This window comes from Luteibacter sp. HA06, from assembly GCF_054061215.1.
This window is the reverse complement of record NZ_JBSSDZ010000001.1, coordinates 4,459,807-4,476,376: the sequence shown is the minus strand read 5'-3', so window position 1 is coordinate 4,476,376 and position 16,570 is coordinate 4,459,807. Positions and strand designations below refer to the sequence as shown.

Here is a 16,570-nt window from a genome sequence, read left to right as displayed (position 1 = left end):
AGGATAACGCCCGTCCGGCCCTCCGGCAAAGCCGGTGCTCCGGACGGGCGTCCGAGCCGGTCTGGGGCCCGCTTATTTCAGGTGTTCCCAGAGGTAGGTATAAGCCAGGGCGCTCATGAAGGCCGATTGCTTGTTGTCCGCCGCTGCGCCGTGGCCCCCCTCGAGGTTCTCGTAAAGGCTGGCGTCGAAACCCATGGCCTGCATGCGCGCGGCCATCTTGCGGGCGTGGACCGGGCCCACGCGGTCGTCGCGCGTGGAGGTGGTGAACAGCACCGGCGGGTATTTCGTACCCTTGTGCAGGTTCTGGTACGGCGAGAAGGTCTGGATGTACTTCCATTCTTCCGGCTTGTCCGGGTCACCGTACTCGGCCATCCACGAGGCGCCGGCGGACATGTGCGTGTAGCGCTTCATGTCCAGCAGGGCCACCTGGCTGACCACCGCGCCGTACAGCTGCGGGTACTGGGTCAGCATGTTGCCCGCGAGCAGTCCGCCGTTGCTCCCGCCCATCATGCCCATGTGCTTCGGGCTGGTGATCTTGCGGTCGATCAGGTCCTGCGACACCGCCGCGAAGTCCTCGTAGGCGCGCGGGCGATTAGCCTTGAGGGCCGCCTGGTGCCAACGCGGGCCGTATTCACCGCCGCCGCGGATATTGGCGACGACGTAGACGCCGCCCTTCTCCAGCCAGGCGCGACCGGCGCCGGCCGCGTAAGCGGGCTCAAGCGAAATCTCGAAGCCGCCGTAGCCGTAGACCAGGGTCGGATTGTTGCCGTCGGTCTTCAGAGCCTTCGGCGCGATTTCGAAATAAGGCACCTTGGTCCCGTCCTTCGAGGTTGCGAAGTGCTGACTCACGACGAACTTCGAGGCATCGAAAAAGGCGGGACTGTGCTTGATCTCCTCGCGCTCACCCTGGCCCAGCGTGCCGTAGTAGAGCGTGGTCGGCTGGAGGAAGCCCGAGACGGTGAGGAAGTACTCGTCCGTTTCGTCGGCGTCGATCCCGCCGGCCTGCATGTTGCTCAGGGCGGGTGCGCCGCTGAGCGTATCTTCCTTCCATGCGCCTTTGGCGGCGGGCGTCAGCACCTTGATCTGGCTGACCACGTCGTGTGACACGGTGAGGATAAGATGGTGGCGCGTCCACGAATGACCCGCCAGCGACGTGTGTTCGTCGGGTGTGAACAGTACGGTGAACTCGCGCTTGCCGGCCATGAAGTCATCGAACTTCGTCGCCACGAGCGAGCCGGATGGGAAGGTCTTGCCACCGACCGTCCAAGCCGTACGCGGCTCGACCAGCAGCCATTCGCGCTCGACATCGGTCTCGGCGTCGTTGGGCACATCGATCCTGGTCAGCTTGCCATCCTTGCCACGCAGGAAGGTCTCGGAGTTATAGAACTCCAGCGCGCGCTGGACGAAGTCCCGCTGGAAGCCCGGCGTGAGGTCGCGGTAGGCGTAGATCGACATGTCGTCGGGCTTGCCCTCATACACCGTCTGCGCGGAAGCCAGCGGTGTGCCGCGCTTCCATTCCTTGACGATGCGCGGATAGCTCGACGTGGTCATCGACCCCGGGCCGAAATCCGTGGCGACATAGATATGGTCGTCATCGATCCAGGCGACCTGGCTCTTGGCTTCCGGCAGCGCGAAGCCGTCCTTGATGAAGCTCTTGGTCGTCAGGTCGAACTCGCGGACCACGTCGGCGTCGGCACCGCCTCGCGACAGCGAGACGAGGCAGCGGCGGTATTCAGGCTTCAGGCACTGCGCGCTGTGCCACACCCAGTTCTCTTTCTCGGACGCAGCCAGTGCGTCGAGATCGATCACGGTTTCCCAGGCCGGCTTGTCCTTGCGGTACTCGGCCAGCGTGGTCCGGCGCCACAGTCCCTTCGGGTGCTGCTTATCGCGCCAGAAATTGTAGAAGTGGTCGCCAATCTTGGAGACCATCGGGATCCTGGCATCCGAGTCGAGCATCTCGAGGATGCGCCCGTCCAGCGTCTTGAAATCCTGGCTCTCGGCGTACTTCGACACGGTCTCGGCGTTACGCGCCTTGACCCAGTCGAGCGGTTTGGCGCCGTCGATGTCGTCCAGCCAGAGGTTTTCGTCATCGGCTCCGGCCTGGGCGGCGGGAGCGGCGGTATGCGGGGTGTCGTGGGCTTGGGTCATGCCACTGAAGGTAAGGGCGATGACGAGCGCAATCCAGCGTCGATGCATGGTTCGGGGTTCCGAGATTGAGCGGAACCCCGAGCCTAGCTTACCGGGCGGCCCCTGGAGCCCATGACTTCCGGGCTAGCGAGGACCTGTGGCGGGCTAATCAGGACCTGTGGAAGCCGGCTCTTTGTGGGAGCCGATTCATCGGCGATGGGAGTTGCAGCATCGCCGCTCCGTTGGCTTTTCGCCGCTGAAGCGGCTCCCACATGTCCCATTCGCCGCTGAAGCGGCTCCCACATGTCTGCTTACAGAAATGGAATCAACAACAGCGCCACGATATTGATGATCTTGATCAGCGGATTCACCGCCGGCCCCGCCGTGTCCTTATAGGGATCACCGACGGTGTCGCCGGTGACAGCCGCCTTGTGCGCGTCCGAGCCCTTACCGCCGAAGTGGCCGTCTTCGATGTACTTCTTGGCGTTGTCCCAGGCGCCGCCGCCGGTGGTCATCGAAATAGCCACGAACAGGCCGGTCACGATGGTGCCGATCAGCACACCGCCGAGTGCCTGCGCACCTGCTTCAGGACCGCCAAGCCATTTGAAGCCGAAAATCACTACGACGGGAACCAGCACCGGAAGCAGCGAAGGCACCAGCATCTCGCGAATCGCCGAGCGGGTGAGCATGTCGACCGCGCGCGAATAATCGGGCTTGGTCGTGCCCTCCATGATGCCGGCGATCTCGCGGAACTGCCGCCGCACTTCTTCCACAACGGCACCTGCGGCACGACCCACGGCTTCCATCGCCATGGCCGCGAACAGATAGGGAATCAGGCCGCCAATAAGCAGGCCGATGATCACGTAGTGGTTGGAGAGGTCGAAGCGAATTTCCGTGCCGCCGAAGTGTTCGTTGAGGTTGTGCGTGTAGTCGGCGAACAGCACCAGCGCGGCCAGACCTGCCGAACCGATCGCATAGCCCTTGGTCACGGCCTTCGTCGTGTTGCCGACCGCGTCGAGCGGATCCGTGACGCCACGCACCTCGGGCGGCAGGTCCGCCATTTCGGCGATACCGCCGGCGTTGTCGGTGATCGGGCCATAAGCGTCCAGCGCCACGATCATGCCGGTCATGCTGAGCATGGCCGTTGCCGCGATGGCGATGCCGTACAAGCCGGCGAATTCGAAGGCACCCCAGATCGCCGCGCAGACGGCGAGTACCGGCAGGGCGGTGGATTTCATCGAGACGCCGAGGCCAGCGATGATGTTCGTCGCATGGCCGGTCGTGGATGACTGCGCCACGTGCCGCACCGGCCCGTATTCCGTCGCCGTGTAGTACTCGGTGATCACCACCATGGCCCCGGTGAGCACCAGGCCGATGATCGCGCAACCGTAGATGCGACCGGCGCCATAGGCGGAGTCGGCCATCATCGACTGGGTGATCGGCCAGAAAGCGATCGCGGCGAGCAGCGCGGAGACAAACACGCCGGCGTACAGCGCATTCATGATCTTGCCGCCGCGGGTCTTCACGAAGAACGTGCCGATCACCGAGGCAATGATCGATGCGCCGCCCAGCACCAGCGGGAACAGCACGCCGGACGGACCGGTCTCGGTCGCCATCACGCCGCCGAGCAGCATCGTGGCGATCAGGGTCACCGCGTAGGTTTCGAACAGGTCGGCGGCCATGCCGGCGCAATCGCCCACGTTGTCGCCCACGTTGTCCGCGATGACGGCCGGATTGCGCGGATCGTCCTCGGGAATGCCGGCTTCCACCTTACCCACGAGGTCCGCGCCGACATCCGCACCCTTGGTGAAGATGCCGCCGCCCAGGCGGGCGAAGATCGAGATGAGCGAGGAACCGAAGGCCAGGCCGATCAGCGCATGCAGGGCGTGCGTGCGCTCGTAGCCCATGTGCAGGAGCACGCCGTAATAGCCTGCCACGCCCAGAAGGGCCAGCCCGACCACCAGCATGCCGGTGACGGCGCCGCCGCGGAAAGCCACCGCGAGGGCAGAAGAAAGGCCGCTTCTGGCGGCCTCGGCGGTGCGAACATTGGCACGAACCGACACGTTCATGCCGATGTAGCCGGTAGCCCCCGAGAGGATCGCTCCCACGGCGAAGCCGATGCCCGTTCCCCAGTCGAGGAAGATACCTATAAGGAGAAGAAGGACGATGCCGACAGCGCCGATGGTGGCGTATTGGCGGTTGAGGTATGCGCGCGCGCCTTCCTGGATGGCCGCGGCGATCTCCTGCATTCGTTCGTTGCCCGGCGATTTGGCCAGTACCCAGCGGACCGAAAACGCGCCGTAAAGTATTGCAACGACCGCACATGCCAGCGCGATCCATAAACCGTACTGTTGCAGCATCGAAGCCTCCCCGAATTGTGGGAGCCCGCCAAGGGCTCGCCCCGAGTATAGGCAGGGGAGGCGCCAGAAGGCGTTGTGCGCTGCGGGACGGCTCGCCTCCGGCCTCGCTGGCTTGGCTTCGCCATCGCTTTCTACACTTGGGCGTTTCGCGGGGAGACCTTGGTGTCCACCCTCGCTGCTCAGACACGTCCTCCGCGTTCGAAAAGGAAAGCCGCTCCGCGGCCATGTTCTTATTGGCCTACGGCCGCTCCACTTGTGCGGAACTCGCCTCGAGGGTGGACACCAAGGTCTCTCACGACGATGCGGTCAGCCGGACGGAGAGCCAGCAGCCAAAGCGGCGTTGCTCCATCCGCTCGACCCACACGAACCTCAGGGATGGGAAGAGTCTTCGGTGCCCACCCTCGAGGCGAGTTCCCGACAAGTGGAGCGGCCGTAGGCCAGATAAGAACATGAGCCGCGGTAGCGGCCTTCCGGTACGAAACGCGGAGGGGTGTCTGAGCAGCGAGGGTGGGCACCGAAGGCTCTGCGCCACTACGTCCAGGCACCTAGGGCTCTGCGCCACGCCGTCCACACCCGCCGCGGCATGAGACAAAAAAAGCCGGGCCCCCGCAACGGGAGCCCGGCCTTCAGCGCGTCATTACTGCGAAATGATGTCCGCAATCACGCCCGTGGCAACAGCGACGAGGAGGAAGTCGTTGTTGTCGGCGCGCTGCCAGCGGTAACCGCGTGGCGGTTCGCGCAGGTGGCGGGCGCGGTAGTCGTTCACGATGACCACGCGGCCGTCGTAGCGGTGACCACGCTCCCAATGACCGCCCGGGCCCGGACGCCAGTTGTTGGCATGATTGTCGTAGTGGCCGTCGCGGTGGTCATCGCGGTGATCGTCACGATGATCATCGCGATGGTCGTCACGGTGATCGTTGCCATGGTCGTTGCCATGGTCGTTGCCGTGGTCATCGTGATACTGCTGGATGCCAGCCGGCTGGAACGGTGCCGGGCTGAAGGCAAACGCAGGGGCGATGACTGCCGAGGCGGCGATGGTGAGAGCGATCTTGCTAAGCAGTTTCATGCGGATTCTCCCGGTTTAGCGTGTGGCAATGTCGAAGATGATGCCGGTCGCCACGGCGACCAACAGGAAATCGTTGTTTTCGCGCACCCAGTGGTAACCACGCGGCGGCGGACGCAGGCGGTAGCTGCCGTAGTCGTACACAACCGTGTTACCACCGTAGTAGCGATGACCGCGTTCCCAATGGCCGTAATAACGCGGCGGGGGCGGGCGATGGTAATAGGACGGGCCGTTGTCATAACCGTGGCCGTAGTAGCGCGGCGGCGGCGGGCGGTTGCCGTGCCAGCCGTTGTCGTGATGCCAGTCACGGTTGTCATGGCCGCGGTCATGGCCACGGTCGTAACCATGGTTGTCGCGGCCGCGATCGTGATCGTGATCGTGGTGATCGTCGGCGAAGGCCGCTGTCGTGGCGACCAGGGCAAGGGCGGCAAACGCAGTACGCAGCATCAGTTTCATCGCATCTCTCCAGGACGATCATCACGCCGCAAGTCGCTACGGCTGATCGACGATTGGAAGATATGCAGAGTTTCCTGAACGCGAAGTCCTACGAATCGAAAGTTTCGCGAAAGCATTCACTGACGCGACAGCTAATGAACCCGCGCGTTCAGAAAATCGATCCTGGACGGAACTCCAGAGTGAGTTCTGGCGCCCGCTCCGCAAGATTTAGCGAAGTGCGCCGTTCAGGTGTGCAGGCAAGGATTTTTCCGCCCCGGACGACCAGCAAACGGGTCGCTTTGAGGCGGATGGCTTCGTAGGTATCGCCGGCCTGGAGCAGGACGAAGTCAGCCCGGTTCCCCGGGGCGACCCCGTAGTCCTCGAGTCCAAGCACGCGCGCGGCATTCGACGTTACCGCCTCGAAGCACTGGGCGACCCCCGCCGTCGAGGTCATCTGCGCCACGTGCAGCCCCATATGCGCGACTTCGAGCATGTCGCCCGAGCCCAGGCCGTACCAGGGGTCCATCACGCAGTCGTGGCCGAAGGCGACGTTGACGCCGGCGGCGAGCAGTTCCGGTACGCGCGTCATGCCGCGGCGTTTGGGATAGGTGTCGTGTCGACCCTGCAAGGTGATGTTGATCAGGGGGTTGGCGATGGCGTGCACGCCCGCTTCTGCGATCAGCGGGAGCAGCTTGGGCACGTAGTAGTTGTCCATCGAATGCATCGACGTGAGATGGGAACCGGTGACGCGACCCTGCAGGCCGCAGCGGATCGTCTCGGCGGCCAGTGTTTCAATGTGCCGCGACAGCGGGTCGTCGGACTCGTCGCAGTGCATGTCGACGCGCAGCCCGCGCTCCGCGGCCAGTTCGCAAAGCCAGCGAATCGATGCCGCGCCGTCGGCCATCGTGCGCTCGAAGTGGGGAATGCCGCCGACCACGTCCACACCCATGTCCAGCGCGCGGATCAGGTTGGCCCTGGCGGTGGGCGAGCGCAGCAGGCCGTCCTGGGGGAAAGCCACGAGTTCCAAGTGCAGGTAGGGCGCCACGCGACGTTTTACTTCGAGCAGGGCCTCTGTGGCGAGGAGTCGGTCGTCGCAGATATCGACATGGCTGCGGATGGCGAGCAGACCCTGCGCCACCGCCATGTCGCAATAGGCCATGGCCCGCGCCACCAGCGCGTCGATCGTGAGGTCCGGCTTGAGCTCGCCCCACAGCGCAATGCCTTCGAGCAGGGTGCCCGAGGCATTGAGGCGGGGCAGGCCGAGCGACAGCGTCGCATCCATGTGGAAGTGGGCGTCGATGAAGGGCGGTGTTACCAGGCGGCCACCCGCATCGATCTCCTCCGCCCCCTTCGCCGGTAGCCCGGGCTGGATCGCCGCGAAACGCCCATCGACGATGCCGATATCAACGTCACGGCGGCCGTCGGGGAGGGTGGCGTGGCGGACGATCAGATCCATGCGGGGCGTGCCTCTTTTTTTCTGTGGGAGCTGATTCATCGGCGATCCCGCGGCAGCGGGGCTGCTAACGGGGCGGGATCAGGCTAGCACCCAATCGCCGATGAATCGGCTTGTGTCTTAGGACCGGCGTAGGCTTAGGGGTGAGAGCGGAGTGCGGCAAGCCCGTCATCGGCGGTGCTGCGAGCACGTGTGGGAGCTGGGGCTGCCGCACTCCCTCCACCAATAGCCCGAACAGTTGCCCGAGTCGTACCTCGAATTCACAAGCCGGGGCATGGTGGAGGTGCTCTCACTTCCGATCGTACTCCGGAGTGAAGTCATGAGCATCCATGTAGGAATCGACACCGGTAAATCCATGCTGGACGTGGGTTTTTTTCCTGGGGAGCGCTGCGAGCGCTTCGCTAATACGGCCGAAGGCCACCGTGCTTTACTGCACGTTCTGGCGCCTTTGGACGTGCCGCATATCGCGATCGAAGCGACGGGCGGTTACGAGCGAGGCATCGTCGATGCCTTGGCGCAAGCGGGTTATTGCGTCACCCGGCTGGCATCGCATCGCGCCACGGCTTACGCAAGAGCGATGGGGCGTTTCGCCAAGAACGACTCGCTCGACGCGCAGATCCTGGCGCGGATGGCCGCGCATATCACGCCGCAGCCTTATCAGACGCCGGCACCCGAGCGCGCCGACCTGGCCGAGCTGGTACGTTGCCGTTTGCAGATGGTGAGCCAGCGCGACGATAACTTCCGGCGGCTGAAGCAGACGAGGCTGACGGCGGCTCGCCAAGCGTTACAGGCCATGATCGATGCGGCCAGCATGCAAATCCGCGACCTGGACCGACAGATTGCAACGGCGACGAAGGACGTTGATCCGGCATCGCGATTGCGCGAGGTGCCGGGCGTCGGACCCGTCGTGCAAGCGACGCTGATCGCGTATTTACCCGAACTGGGCCAGCTGACACGGCAGCAGATTGCCGCCCTGGTCGGTGTGGCGCCTTACGTCGACCAGAGCGGTCGCCGCGACGGCGCCCGGCATGTGCGTGCCGGCCGCTGGATCGTGCGGCGCGCGCTGTATATGGCGGCTTGGGGAGCCATCCGAACCAAAGGCAGCGCCCTCGGAGAGCGCTACCGCGCCCTACGGGCGCGAGGAAAAGTGGCCAAGGTGGCTCTCGTCGCCTGCATGCGATGGCTGATCACGGCGATCAATGCGATGGTCCGTGACCAGGTCGGCTGGCGGCATGAGGCGGCTGTCTGAAAAAGACAGTTGCTCCCACACAGGGCATCACCGCTGAATCGGCTCCCACATAGAGCTCGGTTCCTGCCGGGCTGCGGGCGGTTTGTGATTCGGGGTTTCACGCGGAGGCTGGCGTCATTTGGCACCATGGCTTTCCCCATGAAACTGTCCGACAAACTTGCCATCCTGGCCGACGCGGCCAAGTACGACGCGTCCTGCTCGTCGAGCGGCGGCAAGGGCCGTAACTCGCTGCGCTCGGGCGGTATTGGCTCGACCGAGGGCATGGGTATCTGCCATGCCTATGCGCCGGACGGGCGTTGCATCTCCCTGCTGAAAATATTGCTGACCAACTTCTGCGTTTACGACTGCGTGTACTGCGTGAACCGTCGCAGCAGCAACGTGCAGCGTGCGCGCTTCACGCCCGAGGAAGTGGTCGAGCTGACGATGGAGTTCTACCGGCGTAACTACATCGAAGGCCTGTTCCTGTCCTCGGGCATCATCCAGTCGCCGGACTACACCATGGAGCAGCTGGTGCGTGTGGCGCGCAGCCTGCGCACCGAGCATAAGTTCGGTGGCTACATCCATCTGAAGACGATTCCCGACGCCTCGCCGGAACTGATCGACGCGGCCGGCCGCTGGGCCGATCGCCTGAGCATCAACGTCGAGATGCCGACTGCCGAGGGCCTTAAGTCGCTTGCGCCTGAGAAGGACCTCGGCGATATCCGCAGCGCCATGGGTCGCCTGCGGTTGTCTATCGACGAAGCGAAAGCCGAGAAGAAGGCGCCGAAGTTCGCGCCCGCCGGCCAGAGCACGCAGATGATCGTCGGCGCCGATGCGGCCACGGATCGCGACGTGCTCACGGCGAGTACCAACCTCTATACGAACTACCACCTGCGCCGCGTCTACTACTCGGCGTTCAGCCCGATTCCCGACGCCTCGAAAATCCTGCCGCTTAAACCGCCGCCGCTGGTGCGCGAGCATCGTCTTTACCAGGCGGATTGGCTGATGCGCTTCTATGGCTTTCGTGCCGATGAAATCGCGCCGCCCGGCGACAGCGGCATGCTTTCGCTGGAGGTCGATCCGAAGCTTGCCTGGGCGCTGCGGCATCGCGAGAGTTTCCCCGTCGACGTCAACCGTGCGTCGCGGGACATGTTGCTTCGCGTCCCTGGCCTGGGTGTGAAAACGGTGGACCGGATGATCGCGATGCGCGCGCATCAACGTATCCGCTATGCCGACCTGATCCGACTTCGTGTGCCGGTGAAGAAGGTCGCGCCGTTCGTTGAAACGGTAGACCATCGTCCTCGTGGCGACCGCGAAAGTGCCGCCCTGCAGCGCGACCTGCGCGAACCGGCGCAGCCCGACCTGTTCGGCTGATGATCGGCGTCACGCTGGACGACGCGTCGGATGTGGAAGAGTGGCGCGCAAAAGCACGAGCGCTGCTGCTGGCGGAGGTCGATCCGGCCGACGTGGCGTGGATGGCCGGACCGGACACGAGCCTCTTCGGGGGTAATGGTGGGAGCGGCTCGGCGATACCGCCGCCGGTTCATGCGCAGGCGCCCGCCGTTCCCCGCGACTTCCTCAACCTGGTCAACACCGTGCTCGCGCATTCGGATCCGCGCCGGCACGCCGCGCTTTACCGGATGCTCTGGCGGCTCGCCCATGGCGAACGCAACCTGCTCGCCATCGCGACGGATGACGACGTGGCCTGGGCACACACCTGCGTGAAGCAGGTCAATCGCGACATGCATAAGATGAAGGCCTTCGTGCGTTTCCGCGAGTTGCCGGTCGACGATGGCACGGTGTACGTGGCCTGGTTCGAGCCCGACCACGACATCGTTACCCGCGTCGCACCTTTCTTCGTGCGTCGCTTCACCGGCATGCGCTGGTCCCTGCTGACGCCCTCACGCAGCGCCCACTGGGACGGCGCGACGCTGACCTTCGGACCGGGTGCGCAGCGCGGCGATGCGCCAACCGCCGACGCGCTCGAAGACCTCTGGCGCACGTATTACGCGAACATCTTCAATCCTGCGCGCCTGAAGGTGGATGCGATGCGCCGGGAGATGCCGGTGAAATACTGGAAGAACCTTCCGGAAGCCCGGCTCATTCCCGAACTGGTGCGCGATGCATTACCGAGGATGCAGGCGATGGTCGAGAAGCAGCCCACCATTCCGCGAAAGAAAATCACGCCGTTGCAGAAGGCGGCTATCGATGCGCCGGAAGGGAGCCTCGCGGCGTTGCGCAAGCAGGCGAAGGAGTGTCGCAACTGCGACCTCTGGAAGCCGGCAACGCAGACGGTCTTCGGCATCGGTCCGGCTGACGCACGCGTCGTCGTCATCGGTGAACAGCCGGGCGATCAGGAGGATCTCGCCGGCAAGCCCTTTATCGGTCCGGCGGGGAAGTTGTTCGATCGAGCCCTTGAAGAAGCAGGCGTGGATCGCGCCGCGTTGTACGTCACCAATGCGGTGAAGCATTTCAAGTTCGAGCCGCGTGGCAAGCGTCGGCTGCACAAGCGAGCAAACGCCGAGGAGCAGGCAGCGTGCCGCCCCTGGTTGGCTGCCGAAATCGATCGTATTCGTCCACAGGCGATCGTCTGTCTTGGCGCCATGGCGGCGCAGGCGGTCTTCGGTGCGTCGTTCCGCCTGATGGCGCAGCGCGGTCAATGGCTCGACCTGCCGGACGGCGCGCGCGCCATGGCCACCGTGCACCCGTCGTACCTGCTGCGCCTGCCGGATGAGCAGGCGCGCGAAGAAGGTTATGCCGAGTTCGTCCGCGACCTCAAGCTGATGCGCGACATGCTGTGACGCGCTGTAACCGGCTCTTGTGGGAGCCGATTCATCGGCGAAAAGCCAACGGAGCGGTGAAGGGGGCAATCGCCGCTGAAGCGGCTCCCACAGTAGAGCTCGCCGCTGAAGCGGCTCCCACATTAGGCCAGGAGTCAGATCTTGAACTTCTTCAGCTTCTTGGGTACCGAGGCATTTTTCAGCGTCACGTAGATCGGCAGGCCGTCCGGGCCGTAGGGCGGGGGGGCTTCTCCCTGAATCAACGGTGCCAGGTAACGACGTGCCGCAGCGGTAATGCCGAATCCATCCTTAGAGATGAAATTCCTCGGCATCTTCTTCTCATGGTTGGCGATCTTGTCCAGCGGCGCCGCTTCGATCTTCCACTTGTACGGCTCGTCGGAGATGCGCACGATCACCGGCATCACCGCGTTGAGGCCTTCGGCCGCATATTCCACGGCCTTTTTGCCCACGGCATAGGCCTGCTCGAGATCGGTCTTCGAAGCGATATGGCGCGCGGAGCGCTGGAGGTAATCGGGAAGGGCCCAGTGGTACTTGTAGCCCAGCTTCTCGCGCACCAGCGCCGCGAGTACCGGTGCGGCACCGCCGAGCTGCGCATGACCGAAGGCGTCGCGCGCGCCGGATTCGGCGAGGAAGGTACCGTCGCTGTCCTTGACGCCCTCGGAGACGACGACCGTGCAGTAACCGACCTTCTCGACCGTGGCCTTGACCTTGGCGAGGAAGGTTTCGGGGTTGAACACGTTCTCGGGAAAAAGAATGACATGCGGCGCGTCACCGGGTGCGGATCCGGCAAGGCCGGCCGCAGCGGCGATCCAGCCCGCATGCCGGCCCATCACCTCGATGATGAAGACCTTGGTCGAGGTGTCCATCATCGAGACCACGTCCATGCTGGCCTCACGCACTGCGATGGCGGTGTATTTCGCCACGGAGCCGAAGCCGGGGCAGGTGTCGGTCACGACGAGATCGTTGTCGATCGTTTTCGGCACACCGATGCAGTTGACCTCGTAGCCGAGGGTCTGGCCGATCTTCGAGACCTTGTTCGCGGTATCGGCCGAATCGTTGCCGCCGTTGTAGAGGAAGGTGCGGATGTCGTGCGCCTTGAACACCTCGATGAGCCGCTCGTACTCCGCGCGGTTCTCTTCCAGTGACTTGAGCTTGTAACGGCACGAGCCGAAGGCGCCGCCCGGCGTGTGCTTCAGCGCGGCGATATTGGCCTTGGCTTCCTTGGAGGTGTCGATGAGCTCCTCGCGCAGTGCGCCGAGGATGCCGTTGCGCGCCGCGTAAACGACGATGCCCTTGTCGCGCGCGGTCTCGATGACACCGGCAGCGGAGGCGTTGATGACGGCGGATACGCCGCCCGACTGGGCGTAAAGGATTTTGCCGGCGGCCATGCGTACTTCCTCGTCACCTTGGGAGTGCCGAGCGTAGCGCGTGCGGCATGACGATGACACGCTAGACTCAGGTATGTATCAGGGGAAGGGGCTCGCCGTGCGTTTACCGAATACGTTATATGCGCCACCCGCGGGCGCGTCGCGCTGGCAGCTTGGGCTGCTTTACAGCGCCGGGGCGCGTATCGGCCTCTTCGCCATCATGACGATCGTGCTGACCATGGCACTCGCCCATGGGCTCAAGCCGATCGGCTTGGCGGGCAAGGAGGCGAGCACCCTGGCACGTGCCGTGGGTGAGATGCTGATACGAGCCGTGCCGGCGATCATCGCCTACCTCGTCCTCGTCCGCCTGGTTGAACGCCGGCCCCTGCTCGAATTCTCACGGCCGACATGGCCAGCCGGTCTTGTCTGGCTGGTGGGTGGCGTGGTCCTGATGAGCGTTGTTGTCGGCACCCTCTGGCTTTGCGGCGCCTACGTGGTCGACGGGCCGGACACCGCCGCCGACTGGCCGGGCATCGTCCTCGGCGCCGGCGTCGGTGCGGCCATTGGTGAGGAGCTCATCTCCCGGGGCGTGCTGTTCCGGGCCTGCGAGGAGGCGCTGGGCACGGGCTGGGCCCTGCTCATTTCGTCCCTGTTCTTCGGCTTCGCTCACGCCTTCAACCCCCACGCTACGGTCGGCACCAGCCTGGCCATCGCCCTGGAAGCGGGGGTGATGCTGGGACTGCTCTACGTGGCGACCCGCTCGCTGCTGGCCTGCATGGGCCTGCACGCTGGCTGGAACATCACCCAGTCGCTGGTTTATGGGGTGCCTACTTCGGGGACCCGGATGCATGGCCTGGTGGCCTCGCACCTCGCCGGACCGGACTGGCTGTCCGGCGGGGAGTTCGGCGCGGAGGCCTCGATCGTCGCCCTGGTCGCCTGCAGCCTGGTTTCCCTGGGGCTGTTCCTGCTGGCCCGGAAACGGGGCCGGCTGGTCGCTCCGCGCTGGAAGCGGGCCGCTGCCTACACGGCTCCGGTGTCGGCTGTTTGACGCGAGCGCGGCCGTGCCGTTACCTTGAGACCCATTTTCTTGTGTCCGGCGACGGGTTTATCCCCGCGCGTCCGACGTAACGGAGCATCAATGCGACTCGTGCTATTCGGCGCCCCCGGTTCCGGGAAGGGTACCCAGGCCACCCGCCTCAAGGAACGCCTCGGCGTCCCACATATCTCCACGGGCGACCTGCTTCGCGCGGAGATCAAGGAAGGCACGGAGCTGGGTCTCAAGGCCAAGGGCCTGATGGACCAGGGCATCCTGCTGTCCGACGACATCATGCTCGGCATCATCGAACATCGTCTCAGCCAGCCGGACGCCAAGCCGGGCTTCATCCTCGACGGCTACCCGCGCAACCTGGCCCAGGCTGCCGCGCTGGACGACGTACTCGCCCGCATCGGCCAGCCGCTCGACGTGGTGGTCAAGCTCGACGTGCCCGACCAGGCTATCGTCGGCCGCTGCGAAGTGCGCTTCGAGAAGGAAGGCCGTCCGGATGACAACCCGGACACCGTCAAGAAGCGTCTGGGCATCTATGCCGAGCAGACCGCCCCGGTCGCCAGCTTCTACGAGCAGCGCGGCAAGCTGCAGGTCATCGACGGCGTCGGCGAGCTCGACGACGTGACCCAGCGCGTGCTCGATGTGCTGCCCGGCGGCGTCCAGGCCGCCAGCGCCTGACCCTCACGGCCCGCTCCGGCGGGCCCAAATGAAGCGACCCATGCGCGTCCATATCCTTGGTATCTGCGGCACCTTCATGGGCGGCGTCGCTGCGCTCGCCCGCGAGCTCGGCCTCACCGTCGAGGGCTCGGACGCCAACGTCTATCCGCCCATGAGCGACCAGCTCGAAGCCCTCGGTATCAGCCTGATGCAGGGCTACAAGGCCGAATACCTGCAACCGGCGCCGGACCTCGTGGTCGTCGGCAATGCCATGGTGCGCGGAAATCCGGCGGTCGAGTACATGCTCGACGAAGGCCTGCGCTATATCTCCGGACCGCAGTGGCTGGGTGAAACCCTGCTCGGCGGCCGCGAGGTGCTGGCCGTGGCCGGCACGCACGGCAAGACGACGACCACCAGCCTGCTCGCGCACCTGCTGGAGTCGGCCGGCCTCTCGCCCGGCTTCCTGATCGGCGGTGTGCCCGGCAACTTCGATGTCTCGGCCCGTCGCGGCCAGGGCAAGCCCTTCGTCATCGAAGCCGATGAGTACGACTCCGCGTTCTTCGACAAGCGCTCCAAGTTCGTCCATTACCGCCCGCGCATCGCCATCCTCAACAACCTCGAATACGACCACGCGGATATTTTCCCGGACGTGGCCGCCATCCAGCGCCAGTTCCACCACCTCGTGCGCACGGTGCCGGCCAATGGCCGCCTTATCGTCAACGCCGAAGATGCCTACCTCGCCGAAGTACTCGCGATGGGTGCGTGGACGCCGGTGGAAACCTTCGGTATCGACAAGGGCGACTGGCGCGCGGAGCTGATCGCTGCCGACGGTTCGCACTTCCGTGTGCTTCGCGGCGACCACGTACTCGGCGAGATCCGCTGGAATTCGCTGGGCCGGCACAATGTGATGAACGGACTGGCCGCGCTTGCGGCGGCCACCGCGGCGGGCGCCGATCCGGTAGCGCTACTGCCGGCGTTCGCCAGCTTCACCAGCGTGCGTCGTCGCATGGAAGTCATCGGCGAAGCGCGCGGCGTGACCGTTTACGATGACTTCGCACATCATCCGACGGCGATCGCCACGACCCTGGCCGGCCTGCGCGCAAAGGTCGGCAGTGCGCGCATCGTCGTCGCCCTCGAGCCGCGTTCCAACTCGATGCGCCTGGGCGCGCACGCGGATGCGCTGGCACCGTCGCTGGCCGACGCCGATCGCGTGGTTTTCCTGCATCGTCCGGAGCTTGCGTGGGACGCGGCGCGCGTCACGGCGTCGCTCGACGGCCGGGGCACGGCCGTGCCCACCGTCGACGCGCTGGTTGCGGCGCTCGCTGCCGACGCGCAAGAGGGCGACCATGTCGTCTTCATGTCGAACGGTGGCTTCGAAGGTGCACCAAGGCGCTTTTTTACCGCACTGCACGCAGGTTAGACTGGCGGGCATGGCTGCCACGACGCCCGGACAAGACTTCCCGCTGTTTCCCCTGTCGAACGTCCTTTTCCCGGGCGGTCAGCTGCAGTTGCGCATTTTCGAGCCGAGGTACATCGACCTCGTTCGCGAATGCGCACGCACGGGGCGACCCTTCGGCGTCTGCATGATTCTCGAAGGCAACGAAGCCGGGCAACCGGCCGTGCCCGCGGCAGTCGGCACGCTGGCGACGATTACGGACTTCCACACGGGTGACGACGGCCTGCTCGGTATCGTCGCCGAGGGCGGTTTGCGCTTCCGCGTCAGTCGTACGCGCATTCGTTCCGATGGGCAGGTTCGCGGCGACATCGCCACGTGGCGTGCGGAAGAGATTTCCCCGGTGCCGCCGGAGTTCGGCCTGCTCGCCACCATCCTCGAACGCCTCGTCGACCAGATGCAGCCGCCGTGGCGCTACGACGTTGCCACCCGTTCCGACGATGCCAGCTGGGTGGGCTTCCGCCTTTCCGAATTGCTGCCGCTGGATCCGAACGAGTGCCAGCATATGCTCGAGCTCGACGACCCACTCGAGCGGCTCGCCGAATTGCGTGACATCCTCCCGCGCTTCCAGCGCCCTTAAG

At 64.9% G+C, this 16,570-nt stretch carries 13 protein-coding genes; 7 read left to right on the top strand and 6 right to left on the bottom strand.

Annotation, left to right across the window (positions count from 1 at the left end; genetic code table 11):
• Positions 1 to 72: 72 nt before the first annotated feature.
• From ACVWWJ_RS20690 to ACVWWJ_RS20670, 5 genes are all read right to left on the bottom strand, one after another.
• On the bottom strand, positions 73 to 2,196 hold the full coding sequence (locus ACVWWJ_RS20690) for a prolyl oligopeptidase family serine peptidase (protein ID WP_456969308.1): 2,124 nt from the start codon (positions 2,194 to 2,196) through the stop codon (positions 73 to 75).
• 242 nt (positions 2,197 to 2,438) lie between these two features.
• Positions 2,439 to 4,487: a sodium-translocating pyrophosphatase gene (locus ACVWWJ_RS20685; RefSeq protein ID WP_456969307.1), complete on the bottom strand. Its 2,049-nt coding sequence runs from the start codon at positions 4,485 to 4,487 to the stop codon at positions 2,439 to 2,441.
• Positions 4,488 to 5,124: 637 nt separating this feature from the next.
• Positions 5,125 to 5,553, bottom strand: coding sequence for an RcnB family protein (locus ACVWWJ_RS20680; protein WP_456969306.1), 429 nt, complete (start codon positions 5,551 to 5,553; stop codon positions 5,125 to 5,127).
• A gap of 15 nt (positions 5,554 to 5,568) precedes the next feature.
• Positions 5,569 to 6,006 (bottom strand): RcnB family protein, encoded by a 438-nt coding sequence (locus ACVWWJ_RS20675; protein ID WP_456969305.1) that lies wholly within the window; start codon positions 6,004 to 6,006, stop codon positions 5,569 to 5,571.
• Between the two features lie 148 nt (positions 6,007 to 6,154).
• Positions 6,155 to 7,441, bottom strand: coding sequence for an amidohydrolase family protein (locus tag ACVWWJ_RS20670; protein WP_456969304.1), 1,287 nt, complete (start codon positions 7,439 to 7,441; stop codon positions 6,155 to 6,157).
• Positions 7,442 to 7,757: 316 nt separating this feature from the next.
• Here ACVWWJ_RS20670 and ACVWWJ_RS20665 point away from each other — a divergent pair, with 316 nt between their 5' ends.
• The 3 genes from ACVWWJ_RS20665 (at position 7,758) to ACVWWJ_RS20655 (ending at position 11,467) form a co-directional block, all read left to right on the top strand.
• On the top strand, positions 7,758 to 8,687 hold the full coding sequence (locus tag ACVWWJ_RS20665) for an IS110 family transposase (RefSeq protein WP_456966652.1): 930 nt from the start codon (positions 7,758 to 7,760) through the stop codon (positions 8,685 to 8,687).
• Between the two features lie 138 nt (positions 8,688 to 8,825).
• The gene (locus ACVWWJ_RS20660) at positions 8,826 to 10,040 is read left to right on the top strand and encodes a putative DNA modification/repair radical SAM protein (RefSeq protein ID WP_159896912.1); all 1,215 of its coding nucleotides are present in this window, start codon (positions 8,826 to 8,828) and stop codon (positions 10,038 to 10,040) included.
• Positions 10,040 to 11,467, top strand: a complete 1,428-nt coding sequence (locus tag ACVWWJ_RS20655) for a UdgX family uracil-DNA binding protein (protein WP_456969303.1) — start codon at positions 10,040 to 10,042, stop codon at positions 11,465 to 11,467. Before ACVWWJ_RS20660 ends, ACVWWJ_RS20655 begins: the two co-directional genes overlap by 1 nt.
• A 134-nt stretch (positions 11,468 to 11,601) precedes the next feature.
• On the opposite strand, the gene ACVWWJ_RS20650 is transcribed toward ACVWWJ_RS20655, so the two are convergent.
• Positions 11,602 to 12,855 (bottom strand): 6-phosphofructokinase, encoded by a 1,254-nt coding sequence (locus tag ACVWWJ_RS20650; RefSeq protein ID WP_159896908.1) that lies wholly within the window; start codon positions 12,853 to 12,855, stop codon positions 11,602 to 11,604.
• A gap of 97 nt (positions 12,856 to 12,952) precedes the next feature.
• Between ACVWWJ_RS20650 and ACVWWJ_RS20645 the strand changes: the two genes are divergently transcribed.
• The 4 genes from ACVWWJ_RS20645 to ACVWWJ_RS20630 all read left to right on the top strand — a co-directional run bounded on the left by ACVWWJ_RS20645 (position 12,953) and on the right by ACVWWJ_RS20630 (position 16,569).
• Positions 12,953 to 13,882, top strand: coding sequence for a CPBP family intramembrane glutamic endopeptidase (locus tag ACVWWJ_RS20645; RefSeq protein ID WP_456969302.1), 930 nt, complete (start codon positions 12,953 to 12,955; stop codon positions 13,880 to 13,882).
• A gap of 90 nt (positions 13,883 to 13,972) precedes the next feature.
• Positions 13,973 to 14,557: an adenylate kinase gene (locus ACVWWJ_RS20640; RefSeq protein WP_456969301.1), complete on the top strand. Its 585-nt coding sequence runs from the start codon at positions 13,973 to 13,975 to the stop codon at positions 14,555 to 14,557.
• Between the two features lie 40 nt (positions 14,558 to 14,597).
• The gene (gene mpl / locus ACVWWJ_RS20635) at positions 14,598 to 15,956 is read left to right on the top strand and encodes a UDP-N-acetylmuramate:L-alanyl-gamma-D-glutamyl-meso-diaminopimelate ligase (protein ID WP_456969300.1); all 1,359 of its coding nucleotides are present in this window, start codon (positions 14,598 to 14,600) and stop codon (positions 15,954 to 15,956) included.
• A gap of 10 nt (positions 15,957 to 15,966) precedes the next feature.
• A complete protein-coding gene (locus ACVWWJ_RS20630; protein ID WP_159896032.1) occupies positions 15,967 to 16,569 on the top strand; it encodes an LON peptidase substrate-binding domain-containing protein in 603 nt (200 codons plus the stop codon).
• The last annotated feature ends 1 nt before the right edge of the window (position 16,570 follow it).